At 58.1% G+C, this 15,169-nt stretch carries 18 protein-coding genes; 12 read left to right on the forward strand and 6 right to left on the reverse strand.

Annotation, left to right across the window (positions count from 1 at the left end; all coding sequences use genetic code 11):
• Positions 1 to 15: 15 nt before the first annotated feature.
• The 6 genes from FYJ91_RS20940 to FYJ91_RS13345 all read left to right on the forward strand — a co-directional run bounded on the left by FYJ91_RS20940 (position 16) and on the right by FYJ91_RS13345 (position 3,476).
• Positions 16 to 321 (forward strand): hypothetical protein, encoded by a 306-nt coding sequence (locus FYJ91_RS20940; protein WP_246152622.1) that lies wholly within the window; start codon positions 16 to 18, stop codon positions 319 to 321.
• On the forward strand, positions 318 to 1,202 hold the full coding sequence (locus FYJ91_RS13325) for a plasmid partitioning protein RepB C-terminal domain-containing protein (RefSeq protein WP_149522762.1): 885 nt from the start codon (positions 318 to 320) through the stop codon (positions 1,200 to 1,202). Before FYJ91_RS20940 ends, FYJ91_RS13325 begins: the two co-directional genes overlap by 4 nt.
• 352 nt (positions 1,203 to 1,554) lie before the next feature.
• A complete protein-coding gene (locus FYJ91_RS13330) occupies positions 1,555 to 2,100 on the forward strand; it encodes a helix-turn-helix domain-containing protein (RefSeq protein ID WP_149522763.1) in 546 nt (181 codons plus the stop codon).
• Positions 2,101 to 2,179: 79 nt separating this feature from the next.
• Complete coding sequence (locus tag FYJ91_RS13335) at positions 2,180 to 2,560, forward strand: hypothetical protein (protein ID WP_149522764.1); 381 nt, start codon at positions 2,180 to 2,182, stop codon at positions 2,558 to 2,560.
• A 54-nt stretch (positions 2,561 to 2,614) separates the two neighbouring features.
• A complete protein-coding gene (locus tag FYJ91_RS13340) occupies positions 2,615 to 3,067 on the forward strand; it encodes a hypothetical protein (protein ID WP_149522765.1) in 453 nt (150 codons plus the stop codon).
• Between the two features lie 37 nt (positions 3,068 to 3,104).
• A complete protein-coding gene (locus tag FYJ91_RS13345) occupies positions 3,105 to 3,476 on the forward strand; it encodes a MarR family transcriptional regulator (RefSeq protein ID WP_149522766.1) in 372 nt (123 codons plus the stop codon).
• 156 nt (positions 3,477 to 3,632) lie between these two features.
• Here the strand turns inward: FYJ91_RS13345 and FYJ91_RS13350 are convergent, their stop codons facing one another.
• From FYJ91_RS13350 to FYJ91_RS20680, 3 genes are all read right to left on the reverse strand, one after another.
• Complete coding sequence (locus tag FYJ91_RS13350; protein WP_181008505.1) at positions 3,633 to 3,941, reverse strand: hypothetical protein; 309 nt, start codon at positions 3,939 to 3,941, stop codon at positions 3,633 to 3,635.
• A gap of 209 nt (positions 3,942 to 4,150) precedes the next feature.
• A complete protein-coding gene (locus tag FYJ91_RS13355) occupies positions 4,151 to 4,444 on the reverse strand; it encodes a hypothetical protein (RefSeq protein WP_149522768.1) in 294 nt (97 codons plus the stop codon).
• Positions 4,445 to 4,844: 400 nt separating this feature from the next.
• Positions 4,845 to 5,015 carry a hypothetical protein gene (locus tag FYJ91_RS20680; RefSeq protein WP_181008506.1) on the reverse strand — a complete coding sequence of 57 codons (171 nt, stop codon included), beginning with the start codon at positions 5,013 to 5,015 and terminating at the stop codon, positions 4,845 to 4,847.
• A gap of 682 nt (positions 5,016 to 5,697) precedes the next feature.
• Here FYJ91_RS20680 and FYJ91_RS13360 point away from each other — a divergent pair.
• Positions 5,698 to 6,957 (forward strand): MBL fold metallo-hydrolase, encoded by a 1,260-nt coding sequence (locus FYJ91_RS13360; RefSeq protein ID WP_181008507.1) that lies wholly within the window; start codon positions 5,698 to 5,700, stop codon positions 6,955 to 6,957.
• Between the two features lie 6 nt (positions 6,958 to 6,963).
• Positions 6,964 to 8,118 (forward strand): DUF2235 domain-containing protein, encoded by a 1,155-nt coding sequence (locus FYJ91_RS13365; RefSeq protein ID WP_219822601.1) that lies wholly within the window; start codon positions 6,964 to 6,966, stop codon positions 8,116 to 8,118.
• A gap of 206 nt (positions 8,119 to 8,324) precedes the next feature.
• Here the strand turns inward: FYJ91_RS13365 and FYJ91_RS13370 are convergent, their stop codons facing one another.
• From FYJ91_RS13370 to FYJ91_RS13380, 3 genes are all read right to left on the reverse strand, one after another.
• On the reverse strand, positions 8,325 to 8,813 hold the full coding sequence (locus FYJ91_RS13370) for a hypothetical protein (protein WP_149522770.1): 489 nt from the start codon (positions 8,811 to 8,813) through the stop codon (positions 8,325 to 8,327).
• 74 nt (positions 8,814 to 8,887) lie between these two features.
• Positions 8,888 to 9,271, reverse strand: coding sequence for a heavy metal-binding domain-containing protein (locus tag FYJ91_RS13375; protein ID WP_149522771.1), 384 nt, complete (start codon positions 9,269 to 9,271; stop codon positions 8,888 to 8,890).
• A gap of 36 nt (positions 9,272 to 9,307) precedes the next feature.
• Positions 9,308 to 9,511: a hypothetical protein gene (locus tag FYJ91_RS13380; RefSeq protein ID WP_149522772.1), complete on the reverse strand. Its 204-nt coding sequence runs from the start codon at positions 9,509 to 9,511 to the stop codon at positions 9,308 to 9,310.
• Positions 9,512 to 9,572: 61 nt separating this feature from the next.
• Between FYJ91_RS13380 and FYJ91_RS20685 the strand changes: the two genes are divergently transcribed.
• The 4 genes from FYJ91_RS20685 (at position 9,573) to FYJ91_RS13395 (ending at position 15,169) form a co-directional block, all read left to right on the forward strand.
• Positions 9,573 to 9,722 carry a hypothetical protein gene (locus FYJ91_RS20685; RefSeq protein ID WP_181008508.1) on the forward strand — a complete coding sequence of 50 codons (150 nt, stop codon included), beginning with the start codon at positions 9,573 to 9,575 and terminating at the stop codon, positions 9,720 to 9,722.
• Positions 9,723 to 10,323: 601 nt separating this feature from the next.
• Positions 10,324 to 13,479 carry a HAMP domain-containing histidine kinase gene (locus tag FYJ91_RS13385; protein WP_181008509.1) on the forward strand — a complete coding sequence of 1,052 codons (3,156 nt, stop codon included), beginning with the start codon at positions 10,324 to 10,326 and terminating at the stop codon, positions 13,477 to 13,479.
• Positions 13,476 to 13,958 carry a response regulator gene (locus FYJ91_RS13390; protein ID WP_149522774.1) on the forward strand — a complete coding sequence of 161 codons (483 nt, stop codon included), beginning with the start codon at positions 13,476 to 13,478 and terminating at the stop codon, positions 13,956 to 13,958. The genes FYJ91_RS13385 and FYJ91_RS13390 overlap by 4 nt, the downstream gene beginning before the upstream one ends.
• Positions 13,955 to 15,169, forward strand: a complete 1,215-nt coding sequence (locus FYJ91_RS13395) for a phosphorylase family protein (RefSeq protein ID WP_149522775.1) — start codon at positions 13,955 to 13,957, stop codon at positions 15,167 to 15,169. The genes FYJ91_RS13390 and FYJ91_RS13395 overlap by 4 nt, the downstream gene beginning before the upstream one ends.

The following is a 15,169-nucleotide window of genomic DNA, read 5'->3' on the forward strand; positions in this document are numbered from 1 at the left end:
CGCGGAAAACGATTGTTGGCGGCCAAAAAGCTCATTGAGACACGGCGACGTCGCGGGAAAGGTTTGGAGTCTCGGATTACGCGGAATCATGAGCGCGTTTCGTCAGCCGATCTCGTCAAGGCTTATCAGGAGGATACGGCGCGTAAGCGCGACATGATCCGTCGGGCCAACAACGCCAATGATCGCCTCATTCTTGTTGTCGAGGCGCTTCGCCGGCTGCGCGCTGACGCCAGCTTCGTCGCCATCCTCGAGGAGGTAGGACTTGATGACATTCCCGACAATCTTGCCAGACGTTTCGAGCTGCAGGGCAGCGCATCATGACACAGCCGCGCGTGAAGCTTGGGTTCGAAGAGGCCAGCCTGCGGATTCCGCTGAACGCGATACAACCGCTACGTGAAGTTTCAGAACGGGTCCGACAATCGGTGAAGTATCAGCAGATCGCCGCCTCGATCGACGAAGTTGGAATTATTGAACCGCCCGTGGTGATCCGCGACACCGTCGATCATGGTCGCTTCCACCTGCTCGATGGCCACCTGCGTGTCGCGATCACGCGCGAGCGCGGTGCGACGGAAATGGTCTGTTTGGTCGCGATCGACGACGAGGCCTTCACATATAATCGCCGCACGAACCGGATTGCGAGCATTCAGGAACACCGCATGATCCTGAACGCCGTGCGCAAAGGAGCATCAGAAGACCGGTTGGCACGGGCGCTCAACGTCAACATTGCCAATATCCGCGCAAAACGGAACCTGCTCGTCGGAATCTGTCCGGAGGTGGCTGCGCTATTGGCGGACAAGCACGTGCCACTGAACAGCTTCACTGAGCTTCGCTTCATGAAGCCGGTACGTCAGGTGGCGGCCGCCCAGCTCATGATCGCGATGAACAAATATTCGGTTTCGTACGCCAAATCTTTGGTCGCAGCGACGCCCGACGATCAGCTGGTTACGACACGCAAACGACGCCCGCGCGGGCTTACTGACGAACAAATTGCTCTGATGCAGCGCGAATCGGAGGATCTCGATCGAGACTTCCACAAGATTGAGGCGCGTTATGGTGCCGACAATCTCGATCTGGTGCTGGCAATTGGATTGGTGAGCCGATTATTGGCTAACGCCCGCGTGGTACGCCACCTCGCTACGCACCATCCGCATATTCTGCAGCAGTTTCAAAAGCTGGAAACGGCACAGTCCGAAGCCGCGTGATCGTTCCCTATATGTTCTGTCCTACACTTGTCAGGTTAGGTAAAGCGAACCCCATAAGGAGTCGCTCTATGGACACGCTCGATCCCTCCGTTCTTCTGGCCATCGCTACCATTATCACTAGCCTGTCAGGCCTTGTTTGGTCGTTTCGCCGCAAATCCTAAGCGCTGCCCGCGGTCAGAAAGGATGTCGCTGATCAATGCGGCAGTGACGAGGTGGGCATTGTCGCGGAGCTCACAAGCGAAGTGGCCCGGCTTGCAAGCTAACCCCAATCCGACGCGCGCGCGCGATCAACACAATATCGAAAACCATAATCGGGCCTCGACACATCGCTGTTTCGTGGCACATCTCCATTATGGACCAGACCGGAGCTGACAACCTCACCGATCGCCAGAAGGAATGCCTTCGGCTTGCGGCCCGACCGATGACCTCCAAAGAGATTGCGCGTGAGCTGGGGCTGTCGCCGCGCACGGTAGACTGGCATCTCGACCGGGCCGTGCTGGTGCTTGGGGCATCGGGCCGCTTCGATGCCGCGCGGCGTCTGGTCCAGTCGGAGGACAGTCCCCCGAGATCGATGCCATCTGAACCCCCGTATAATTTACTAGGCCCATCGGGGCCGCTTGCCGGACCGCTCGAACCCGCCATTTTGGAGCGGTCAGAGCGACAGCGGTCACAGCTGGACATTCGGGTGAGTGAAATGAGCGAAACCCAGGCCGTTTACCGGGCTGGCCCACAACACCGAATAAGGCGTGTGCCCCTGCCGTTTGCGACGCGGGAGGAACCGGAGAATGAACTGAGCGGAATGGAGCGTATGGCCTGGGTGCTGGTCCTCGGCGTTGTCGAGCTGGTGGCCTTCGGAGCCTGCCTTGGCGGCCTGACGGCCCTCAACCATCTGCTCTAGCCGCACCGGCTTCTCACATTGTGATGAACGTGGTGCGCCGATGCTGTCGGCGCAAACAGGGGAGTAGTATCAAATGTTCTTGCGCAATCTGATCCGTGACCGTGCCCAAGCCGCCCAGACCGTGGTCGATCGCCTCATGGCAGCGGAAATTGCGACCGACGAGGCTTTGAGCCGCACCGCCGAATTGATGGGAGCCTTGCCGCAGGCGCGCATCGATGGCCGCGTGGCGGCCGAGGAAGGGCATCAGGCGCTCGTTCACGCTACGACGTTCTGGAACAACCTGATCTCAGCGCGCGGCGCGGTGATCGCAACCCATCAGGCGCTTGCGGAAACCAAAGACCGGATCGGACTGCGTACCGTCGCTCTTGGCGGCGTGATTGGAAAGGAACATGCAAGCGACACCAATGCCGTCACCGCAGACATCGTGCCGCTGAACGCGCCGGCCAGCGCGGCCGCCTGAAGGATTTGAACGGCACGTCTTGACCCGTCCGCGCCAGCGTGTTCGGGTCGAAACGTGCCGATCATCCTCCTTCAATATGCCTATTCATTCGCGGTGCTGGCGACTTTGGCTTATGCCATTTGGCGCGGCGGAGTGCCCGAGATTGCGGGCGCGGTTATCATGGCGATGGGATCGTTTCTGACGCCTATTGCGGTCGGCTCGCTCTATCCCAAGTGGAACTCGGCCGAGCCGGCCATCGCGCTTGTCGACCTCGTAGCCTTTGCCGCGTTCGCCATCCTCGCGCTAAAGAGCGATCGGTTTTGGCCCATATGGACCACGTCATTTCTCGTACCCGTGCTGGCGATCCACATTGTGAAGCTGCTGGGCCATACGACCACCGGAGCGGCACTCTCCAACAGCCAGGTTTTCTGGGCCTATCTTATGATCGTCAGCATCATATTTGGTGTGCGCTCGCACGTTGGCAGCGGGCGAGCACCAGCCATACAGACACGGCGCGAGCGTCGTTAGTTTTACGGCCACTCCCCCCATCGGAGGGAGAAGGTCAGTGACGCCGCGCTATGAACTTGCCCACCAGTTTTTCGCAATGCGCCGCTACCGTGACGAGCTGCTTGGGGCGGAGCTGTTTTCTGATCCGGCGTGGGACATCTTACTCGATTTGTACCGCGCCGAGGCGGGCGAGCATGCCGTTAAAGTATCGAGCGCGGGTCTATCCTCGGTGGCGCCCACCACGGCTCTGCGCTGGCTGAAGATCATGCAGGACCGTGGGTTGATCAGTCGTCGTGACGATCCCAGCGACAGGCGACGCGTATATGTCGAACTCACCGCACAAGGCCGCGCTCAGATCGCGGCGATCATTGGCTATTTTGATGGCCTGTCGGCTTCTCCTCGCGCCAGTTCGAGTGCCATCGACAAATGAGCTGCCGCAAATCCAAGCCCAATGAGATCGAGTTCTGTCAGCGCCTCGTCCATCAACTGAATCGTCGAGGCGAGCCGTGCCTCACGTTCCGCAGGATCGGTCCATTCACCGTTCAATCGATGCTCTCCATATGCCTGACGGGCTGGCTGTGCCCGCTCAGTCGGGTTTGATATATTTGATATCCCAAGCCCGATAACCGGTCTGCTCGTAGTGCCGTCGTGCGGCCTGTAGCTGGAGCAACAATTCGCGTCCCGCCTTGTCACGCGCTGCTCGCATGTCAGCGACCGTGCGCACTGCCGAATCGGCTTCCATCACGGACGCCAGCGCTACGACCAGCGATTGCCGGATTATGTCGGGATCGATAGCGACAGGCAGCATGCCACCCTGTTCATTCGCGTGCACGTCGAGAATATGATCAAGGATCGCTACGGCGAGCACGTTTCGGCGGTCAGGGATGGCTGTCATCGGCAAAACGTATCGCTTGGCGATGGCTCAGGAAAGTCGCGCTTGCACACAGCCCTGCGTCGGGAGCCGAGAAGCACTTCAATCGTACTGTTGGATCCGGATCGACAGGCGATGCGGGCAAGATCGCGTTCGATCAAAGAGACGAACGCTGTCGCTGTCGTGGGTCGCTGGCGGCCGGGACTGACGAAATCATTCCCGGCCAATCCAGTTCAAGGGCATTTGGTAAACTGGCCCTTCTTTGGACCGGTCGAGTAACGGCACTTGCCGTTTGCATCCTTCGAAACCTTGGCCATCGTGCTGGTGTTGGTCACTTGTGCGCATTTGATAAACTGGCCCTTGTCGTTTCGGCAGGCCGCTTTCTGTGTGGTCGATGTAGCGCTGGTGACCTTGCCGTTAGCGGTCGTCACCCTCGACGTGGACTTGGTGGCAGCCGCCGTCTGCGCCATGGCGGGTGTCCCCGCCAGCAGGATCATTATGGCGGTCGCGCCGAACAGTTTCTTCATGGCATCTCTCCCACGCCGTGATCGGCGCTCCTAGCCAACGCGCGCGGCGGGAAGCGGTTTCCAATCGAACGAAGCGCGCTGGAAATGGGGTTTTCTTATTGAAGGCTAGCCTCGCCTCGCTCTTCAAGGGTGGTGAGCAGGCCAAAATGCGCGACCACACCTGGCCGCCTTGATGGTTACCCTCGTCGAACAGCGCATCGGCCCGTTGGCTGGCATGAAACCAGGCGTCCCCGCCATGGACGCGGATGATCTGCAAGGCGCACGCCCATATCTCACGGTCGTCGATCATGACCACATTTCTGAGCGACCGACCGCAACGGGGCCATATTTTCCCGCCTGATCGATATCGCCCTCCACGATCATTTCTCTTCGCCGCGATCGCGGCCGAATGCGTCCGACATCAATTCGGGAAAGCGTCGCGTTCAAAGAGGAAACCGGCGGCGATAATCGCATCGGCAAGCGGTGCGAAATAGCGCATCTCGACAGCGACCGCGTCACCGACCCACTGCGCAGAATCCGCAAGGTGGGTGTGAAGCCATGCGCTGGCGTTTGGCGTCAGCGGCGTGATCATTGCGAGGCCGCCCGACCGTTCGGCGCGAAATGCCGCCCCGGCTTGGGATGGCGCTGTGAACCGCGCTAATGGATTAGCCATTGCTAACTGACTCCTGAGCAGAGGGTCACAATGCCCGGTACGATCATAGCTGCATAGCCGCACGCAGGCCATGGGCGCGAGACGGCTCGTGCGGTTCGATATTGGATCTTATGTTAAATTACACGGCGCCCATCGCGGCAATATTGCGGCTCAACAAAATGCAAACACGATCCGTCGCGGTCTGCCGAATATAACTTGCATTAGTGCACGTTGACACTGAGCTTGGTGATGGAGCCCTTCGTATCAGCGCCACACTACTGGCGGCCGGGAAGGACGCGAGGGGCCTCACCTGCAAAGGCGAGCGCGACCTGGCATCCCCCTGCCCTAAAATCTCGGCCGGGTGGTGATCTCGTCCCCACCAAGGAGAGCCGCCAGCCCGCCCCTGACAGCCTCGTTTATCAATAATATCAAAATCATTACAGCCAAAACCGAGACAAATTGATTTGAAAAGGATGCCACCGGAATGGCGATTTCGGATGCAAGCTCACTTCAAAAAGGCAATCCTATCGATTAATCTTCTCAGAATCTCCTCTCCGACTGTCACGGACGAGGCATGGTTTCAGTGGTATTCGCTTTCATCCATTGAGGAAGGGATATGCGAATGCTCCGCTGGCTTCTTTTAGTGCTTGGCCTCAGCATTGCTGTTTCGCCACTGCACGCTCAGGAACAGGTCCAGCCCGACGAGCGTGTCGTGCGAAACGTCGTGGTTCGCAGCGGCCCAAGCACCGATACACCCGCAATCGAAGCGCTCGTTCCGGGCGAAACTCTGCCTGTTAGCGGCGACGTACCCCTCTGGTATCGGGTGCAGCTCGACGACGGTAGAACCGGCTATGTCAGCAAAGCCTGGACCGTGCCGGTTGTCGGCCCAGCCGGCATCTATCGCGTGCACTCAATCGACGTCGGCACCGGCCTCGCGCTCTTTGTCGAAGGCCCTGGCTTCACCTTACTCTATGACGCTGGCACGCAGGACGACACCCGGCGCGGAGCCCATAACCGGGTCGTAAATTATCTCCGCAAAATCCGCCCCGATCTCACGACGATCGACCATCTGATCCTCAGCCATGCGCACAAAGATCACCTCTATCTGATGCCGGATATCTTCGCGGCCTACGCAATCCGAAATGTCTGGGACAGCGGCCGTCTTTATGACAGCTGCGGCTATCGCGACTTTCTCGACCGGGTCTCGAAGGAAACCGGCGTGGCTTATCACAACGGGATTGGCAGCGATCGCGAACATGAATTCTCGTTCGCCAATTGTCAGTCGGAGCCGAAAAAAGTGTCGGTCCGGCTTGGATCGGCGCTCGAGCTAAAATCGGTGCCATTGGGCACCAATGCCAGCATGCGCTTCCTCTATCTCGACACGGCGCTGCATGAAGATCCCAACGAGAACAGTTTGGTGGTTCGGCTCGATTTGGGGGGCAAGCGTGTTCTCCTCATGGGCGATGCCGAAGCCGGGCAACGCAACGACCCAGCCTCAGCCCCCGATGCCGGCTCTATCGAGGCGAACCTTCTCTCGTGCTGCGCGAGCGACCTACGCGCCGACGTGCTCGTCGCTGGTCATCATGGCAGCAAGACGTCGTCGCGCACGGCATTCCTGGATGCGGTCAAGGCGAGCACTTATGTCATTTCATCCGGCCCGTACCTCTATAGCGGTACGGGCCTTCCCGATCATGAAGTCGTCGCTGAGTTTGAACGCCGTGGTACATTATTTCGAACCGATCGGGACGACGGAGCCTGCAAGGTCAACCCCGCCAAAATAGGCGCCGACAATGATGGCAAAGTCGGCGGTTGCGACAATATCCTCATCGAGCTGTCATCGGCCATGCCCGTGCGAGCCCGTTATCTCCAAATCGCGGATTGAGGGTTGATGATGGCAAGAAACCTTGTGGTATTGCTCGACGGCACAAGCAACCAGGTCGAAGGCGACCTCACCAACGTTCTCAAACTATACCGCATGGCCGTGAAGGATGATGAGCAGCTCGTCTTCTATCATCCGGGCGTCGGAACCGTCGGCTTGGTCAGCAGCTGGGGGCGGATCAAGCAGAAGTTCAACGCCATTTTGGGTTTGGCGACAGGCTGGGGCCTCGATGATAATATCCTCAAGGCCTATTGCTTCTTGTGCGAACAATATCGCGAAGGCGACCGCATCTATCTGTTCGGCTTCAGCCGCGGCGCTTACACGGCACGCGCGCTGGCCGGGATGATTTATCTGTTGGGATTGCTTCGCCCCGAACAGCTCAATCTCGCGCCGTATGCGCTCACCGCCTATAAGCGGGCCAGCAGCCAGAACAGCCTGCCGATCGCGTGGAATTTCCGTCGCATCATTGAAGGGCGACGCGTCCCGATTGCGTTTGTTGGCGTATGGGACACGGTCGCCTCGGTTCTCGTTCCACGCCCCGATCGCCTGTGGATCCCGACAATGGAATTTCTGCCATACACCAAGCAGAATCCTGCCGTCGTCGTGTTCCGTCATGCCGCCGCAATCGATGAAAAGCGACGCATGTTTCGGCTCTATTCGTGGGCTCCAGATCAGGACTTTCAGCCTGATCCTTTTGCCGAGCCGCAGGGGAAACAGGATCAGCAAACCGTCTGGTTTGCCGGCGACCATTCCGACGTCGGCGGTGGGCATCCCGAAGCGGAAAGCCAGCCAGCAAAATTCCCGTTGCTCTGGATGGTCGCGGAGGCAGGTGCACATGGTCTGCAAACCCTGCCGGACATGATCGCGCATCTCGGTGAAGGAAAACCTCTACCGGGTGGCCGGCATCAATATGTTGCGCCCGATGCAACGGCCCCGATCCACAATTCGATGAAAGGCTTCTGGCCACTGCTCGAATGGCTGCCGAAAAATCTGAAATGGCGACGTTGGCCAACCAAGAGCGATAAGCGCGGATACTATCTCCCGCGATCGGAGCCACGGAAAATTGAGGTTGACGCTTTCATTCACCGGTCCGTGGATGTACGTCGCGAAGCCACTCGCTACGCTCCCAGAAACCTGCCGCAGGACCCGCACTACACTCCGTAGCTGCGCTACGCACAGCCGAGACGCAACTCGGCTGAATGTTCAGCGCGTAGGTCAGACCGTGCGACAAGAGGCGAAGCGGTTTGAGATGTGCCCACCGTGAGGGCCTAACCAATCCTCAGCGATCGAGCAGCACTGCGTATACGAGGTCCAGTTGATCAGCAGTCGCCGCGCTCTCCGACGGTCTATCTGACGATCATCGCGAATTACTACTGGCGGACCGGAACAGCTTGGAGCGCACTGTGCTCGCCTGCTTGAGCGTCAATACGCGCAGGAATGATATCGCCTGCCTTAAAGCTCGCATTGCCACCCTTCATAAGCAGGCCCAGAGGTCCCCACGCAATGATCCCCAGTACAACGCCGGCCGTGTTGGATTTTCCTTCCGCGCCCACCAGCCCGGTGATGGGGACAACGCCCCATTGCGTTTCCACGTTGGGCAGGCGCAGGCTGATCTGTCCCTTGCCGCCAGCAGAACCGGTCCCGGATGCTGCCACGATCTCCGCCCAGGCCCAGGCGCCTACAGGTATGGCGACCACACCGTCGATCGAGACCGGCGCGTTCACGCGTAGCTTTACGCGCTCGCCCGGGTGGACATCGCGACTGTTGATCTCGCGGATCACCATGAGCTGCAGCTCGGTGCCGTCGGTCCAGCGAGGCGCTGGCGCAGTCGCCTGGTCGATCGCGACGACCAAGGGCATGGTTTGCGCGGACGCCACCGACGACAACGCCGCACACACGGCCAACATATGTCGACAGAGCCCGCGCATCACCATTATTGTGCGGGCGCAGCAGTTGCGGGCTGCGCGTCGCCAGCCGGCAGGAACTTGACCGCAGTGCCCGTGGCGTTGGTCTTGCCCCAGCTGAACGCCGTGACATGGGCATCACCATATTTGGCATTCACGACGGCGTCAGCGCCGAGTTTCTGTGCGCGTTCCCACAGCTCTCCGTAGATTTTATCCTGCGACGGGGACTTGCTGAACACGGTCGCCTTGCGAACGCCGGCTTCAACCTCACCCAGGACTTTATAAGGCTTGTCGGTGATGACGTACGGATAGACCGGCACCGCTGCTGTCCCGGCAGCCCAGGCTGCAGCGACCGGAATGGCGGCAGGCGTTGCGGCAAGAACGGCCGCTGCGACCAGGATCTTCTTGATCATAAATATCTTCACTTCACTGTTGAACACTTGCGCGCGTCAGCGCTGCATCGCGGTGGTGGTGGGCGCTGGTGCCGCCTGAGTGGCGACGGCCGGAACCACCGCCGGAGCCGGCTGGGCCGCGACAATCGGCGCCGCATCGACGGGCGCACCGGCTACGGGAACGTCTTCGTCGAGGAAGGCCGATACCGCCGAACCTGCGGGGATCTGCGCGCTCGTACCGGTGGTGAAGAAGCCTGCCACCGGGATCAGCGCGATAGCCGCGACTAGCGACTTCGCGTGCAGTCAGTTGATCTTCCGCTGCGTGCAAAGCGATCTCCTGAGCGATCTTGGGCAGGACATAGCGTTTGACTTCGCCAAGATGGTCGAAGCGCGGCTCATAGTTGCCGCCCATGATGCGCTTGGTCTGAAACTCGACGAGACCGAACCGCAGGACGATCAGATCGGCGCCTGAACGGGCGCTCGTCCCGTCCCAAGCCTTCGCAGGCCGGGGTAGGACGAGCTGGCCCAAGGCCACGTATGGCGCCTAATCCCAACCTACTTAATTGGACTCTTGCGTGAGTTACCCTTTTTCAACATCCTACTCGAGCGCGCAACTGACGCTGCTTCTTCAAGCCGAAGCCGGGCGGCTCAGGCTTGAAACGAGAGACAGAAAAAAGAGCATCGCGTGCCGGCTTAGACGCAGCAATAGCGTGAGGCGAGCCGGTGTTCTCAAGTATACCTGACGGAATATAATGACGCGCCAAAAAACCGCTCCTTCCACTGCTCAACTCAAGGCTGCGCAAAACCAACTCCGAGGTGCAAAGAGCCCGAGATCAGGGCTCTCGAAAGCTCGGCCTATGGTGCCGGCGTCTGAAATGGCTGCTTTCGTAAGGTGGCTCCCTACCGTTAAGCGCGCGGGAATTGGATTAGTCTTCGATCACTTTCCTAAGACCGTATCTGAACTATGGCGCAGCGGTACGCTCGCTTCGACGTCATTAGCGCGCGAGATCGCGTGGGCGGGCGCAATATTTCAGATACATGCTTCTACGTTATCGAAATTTCGCCAAGAGGCATTGGAGTACGAAGCCCTTTTGATTCGTAACCGCTTGGATGATTGCGCCAGGCTCCTCTCACAGATCCAAGAACAATTCGGCGTGTCGCTGTGGCTCATCGAGACTAGGTTGGCGCTTATCCAGCGCACGGACGGACTCGAGGCTCAGAAAGCCTTCGCGTCGTCGATACAAGATGCTCGTGCTAGGAATGATGTGATCGCATTTCTCGCCTACCATCTTAGTCGTCGAAACGAACCAAGCACGACGGCCTTTCGTTACGTTCAACATCTTCAAGACCTTATGGGTGAGTGGGAGAACGCGAGCGACCTCGCGTCCTATCTTTTATTCCGCCTTGCGAACCAGGCGCCCCGCTCACCTCGCGATTTTGCAGAAGTACTACGATACGAGTCGAGTGCCGCCCTCGTGGATCATTATGAAACTTTTGTCAGACTGAGCGCATGGGCTGGTTCCGGCGTCGATAAGGCCGTCAGGCAGGCCTTCAACCCCGAGGTAGAAAAGCTCGCACGGTTAATCGCTGACAAGCGTCTAAGTCGTACCGCTTTCCTACTGTCTGGACAGGCGGATTGGCTAGATGCGGCAGATCTCGATGTCGTACTCGCAGAGGATGCGAACCTCGTCGGTGATCAGGAATCCGCTATTTCGTCATTGAAGACGATCCTGCGCAATCGACCCGCCGACGCCTCGTCGTGGCTAACCCTTGCTCGCCTTCGTGCCTGTTCTGTCAATGTAGGCCAAGAACTAACACCCGGAGGTATTGCGGACGAGATAGTGTGCCAAATGGTGTCCGTGATGTCCTTCAACGACGATGCGGATGCGGCAGCAGCTAAGCTGCTGATAGATATCCTGAATCATCGGCTACAAGGCTTTTCGCCCTGGACCGCCGCTGCACTCTGGAAGGAAGCGCAAAGCCCTTTGAGTGGCAACAAGTCCCACGATGCCTTCGCTTTCGCTTACGGTGACTTAATCCGACCCTCCGACGTTAGCCGTATGCCGTCGCGGACTCTGTCCCAGACAGTTGCAAATCGTGTCGCCGAGGCCGCGGTTGGATCGCCGACCTTGGCGAGTGAAGCTGTGCGCGCCAATCTCGGAATGGTGCAGGTTGGCAGTCTTCCGCCTGAGCTGTTGCCTCCTGACGTTCTGCTTGAAGCTCAAATTGACCAAGCCATGAACGGAGAGGACTACGAGGCGGTATTGGGCATGGCCGATCAGATGCCGATCGACACGGATTACATGCGTCGTCGCAGGGTCAGCCGTGCTGTAGGGTTCTCCCTGCTTCAGACTGGTCAGATCGTCGAGCTCACGAATCTAATTGCTAATAGCTGCGTAGCGGACACAGCACTCGCCCGGCTTATGCCGTTGGCGGATTGCGCGAAGCGTCTTGATCGAGACGTGCGGAGGCGCATGGCCGGCGATGTCTCTGTTGCCATTGTTCTCGACCTCTTCTCGCAACGCTTCGATGACACGCTCGATGACGTGCGTGGCTATGCGTATGAGGACTTCCTGTTGGCCAATGGGATAGAAAGGCCTTCACAGCTTGAAGGGCATGAAGATGAGTTCGATCGCTCCCTACTTATCTACTACCTGAGGAACTTGTGTGTGCCAGCGGTGATGCAGATGTCGTCAGCGTTTCAGGGGACGCGAGAACTCGAGGAAGAGAGAAAGCGGGTTCTGTCGCTTCTCGTGAAACTCGACCCCGATTCCGCCAAAACCTACGAGGATGAACTGCGCGAGGTCACAAGAACTCAACTGATAAATCGTGGTGTCAGGCAGGTCGAGCGGAGCAAGATCTTTGTCGATGTTCCTGCCATTAAGCGCGGCTTCGAGAAACGGCATCGCGAGACGTTTCAACGATATCTGGCGCTCAGCCGCGCCGGCATGGGTGCGGACGACGGGGAGATCGGCAAGGCTCTGGAAGAGGCGCTGACCGGCACGCCTCTACCTGCCAAAGTGCTCTACGTTCCGGACGACGAAGCGAGTGACTTACTCAAAGACATGGTGCGGTGGCTATTCTCGGAAAGCACCAACAGCCCGGAGCACGGTTTAGACTGCTACCTTAGTATGCGAATCCGTCACGGCACACTATCCGGTCAGCTTCGGACCCCGGTGGAAGTGGAAAACCTCATAACGCAAAGGGCGGCCGGCACTGACGAATATGAGGTTAATAGATATTGGGCTGACCAGTTTGGCGAGCTCGATGTTGAGACTCGAGAAGCTGCGAGCGCGCGGCTGTCGAAGTTCTCGGCGGACTACGATGCGCTGATTAGCCGCATGGCGAGTGAACTGATTCAGGTGCGCAGTTCTGACAAGCCAGACGGCCTTTTCAGCATGAACCTCAAAGCTGTCAGATTTCGTGTGTGGATCGCTCACATCAATGTCGGGGTAACCTTCGATCAATTCTTCGATAGCGCAATGGAGTTGTTCTGGGAGTCGGTCGACGCCTCCCTCGTTAGCGTTCGTGGTATGATCGATGGGTTCTTCAAGCCAGAGGTGCACGACCTGTTCGCTGACTTGGAGAAAGATATGCAGGGTATCGTGCAAGGCATCGCCATACCAGATCTAGAACGAGCGATTCGTTCTGCCCGTACAGCTGCAATCCAAGCTCTGGATATCGTGAAGGACTGGTTCCGCCTATCGCAGCCGATCTCGGAGCCAGCCTTCCCCATTGGCGATCTGATCGACGTCGGATTGCAGTGCGTCACTGCCATCCATCACGATTTTAACCCAGACGTCAAAAAGGATCTTGACCCGCTCCCACCGTTTGGGAACGGTCTCACGCTGTTCTCAGACATCTTCTTCATACTTTTCGACAATGTGCGACGGCATTCCGGCAAGGGGGCTCGTCCCGAGATAGCTATTGAGGTCCGGGAACGTGAAGACATGCTTCACCTAACTGCGCGTAACAAAGTGGAGCCCCAATCATGTTCCGACGACGCCGTGGCTCGCGTCGAAAAAATTAGAAAAGCTATCGCAGACGGGGATTTCGAACGCGCGATGCGATCGGAGGGCGGCACGGGGCTTATCAAATTACACATGCTCATTAATCGCCGGCAAAGCGAGGACGGTCGGCGCAAACTGGACTTTGGCTTCGACAATGGAGAGTTTTTCGTCTCGTTGGAGATGCGGGTACGTATGAAAGACATGGAGGTCGGTCGGTGAGATTTCTCATCGTTGAGGACGACGAAAATAAGCGGGTGCAACTCGACCGTTTCGTGCGTGAGACCTATCCGTTTGCCGAATTGGAGGAGTCTCGTTCGCTACAGTCCGGCCTTAGACAGGTAAGAACGAAGGCCTTCGACCTCATTCTTTTGGACATGACCTTACCAAATTACGAGGCAGGTCCGGACGAGCCCGGCGGAGGTACGACACATAGTTTCGGCGGTCGCGAGTTTCTAAAGCAAATGGATCGTTTCAACATCCGGACGCCAGTCGTCGTCGTCACTCAATTCGAAACCTTTGGAAAGCCCCCGCAATCGCTCAACCTTGTCGAGCTAGATGCGCAGCTGAACCGAGAACATGCAGTCAACTATCGCGGCGCAGTCTACTACCATGCATCGATTCACGGCTGGCGGGAACGGCTGCGGACTGCCTGCGAGGTAGCCCTCGATGGCGATGGTTCAGCAGGAGCCGAAGCTTGAAAATCCTTGTTGTCGAAGATGATGCCGAGAAACTTCGGCGCGTTACAGTGTGCCTTCTCGAGGTGGCGGGCATAACGCGCGATATGATCCAGGACGCGCGGGACGCCAATGCCGCTAAGCGGCTCCTTCGCACCACTCGTTATGAAGTTCTCATTCTCGACATTAATATTCCGGCGCACACCGACGAGACACCAGATCAGCGGTCGGGCCTCGATCTGCTCAGTGAGATTACCGAGCGTGACATCTTCGAAACACCGGCCCAAATCGTGGGTCTGACAGCCTACGAAGATGTCTTTTCTGCTGTAAAACCACGCTTCGAAGCTGATCTTCTTCAAGTCGTTCAGTATGATGCTTCCTCCACGGCATGGTCGGACCGGCTCAAGCGCCTCGTTCGCCGCGCTGTCGTGCAATCGGAAGGTTCGAACGGGCTGCATATACCGAATGCCCACGTTTGCGTTGTGGCCGCGCTTGCTTCGCCAGAACTCGCGGCCCTTCTAGACCTCCCATGGCATTGGACCCATTATGAGGTCGCGTCAGATCCCACGACCTATCACCATGGTTGGTTTATGCGAGGTGAACAGCGCAAAGAGGTGTTCGCCGCGGCGGCACCGAGAATGGGCATGCAGGCATCTGGCGTCCTTGCAACGAAAATGATCCACACCTTCCGCCCACGGTATCTCGCTATGATCGGGATCCTCGCCGGCATTCGGGGCGAGTGTGAGTTGGGCGACGTCGTAGTCGCTGATCCGAGCTGGGACTACGGAAGTGGGAAGCGTTCCTCAAAGACGGGTGTCGCTGCCTTCGCATCCGCCCCCCATCAAATTGGGCTAGATCCCTTTCTTCGCGGGAAGCTAACTCGAATGTCGCAGGACGCGGCGCTTATGGACAAGATACGGCGAGAATGGGCGGGCGAGCGCCGCAACAGCTTACTGTCAATTAAGATTGGGCCAGTGGCTTCAGGAGCAGCCGTTGTCGAGGATGAGGCCTTCGTCGAAGAGATCAGATCGCAACATCGAAAAACGTTAGGCGTCGAAATGGAAACCTACGGCGTTTTTGTTGCTGGACAGGAGAGTCCTGAACCCCAGCCTCGGGTGTTCTCAATGAAATCGGTGTGCGATTTCGCTGATCCTGAAAAAAACGACGCGCATCAACGTTATGCAGCATATACTAGTGCGTCGGCTTTCCGATTTTTCTGTGAGGATTATCTATAG

This window comes from Sphingomonas montanisoli, assembly GCF_008274695.1.
Lineage (GTDB): Bacteria > Pseudomonadota > Alphaproteobacteria > Sphingomonadales > Sphingomonadaceae > Rhizorhabdus > Rhizorhabdus montanisoli.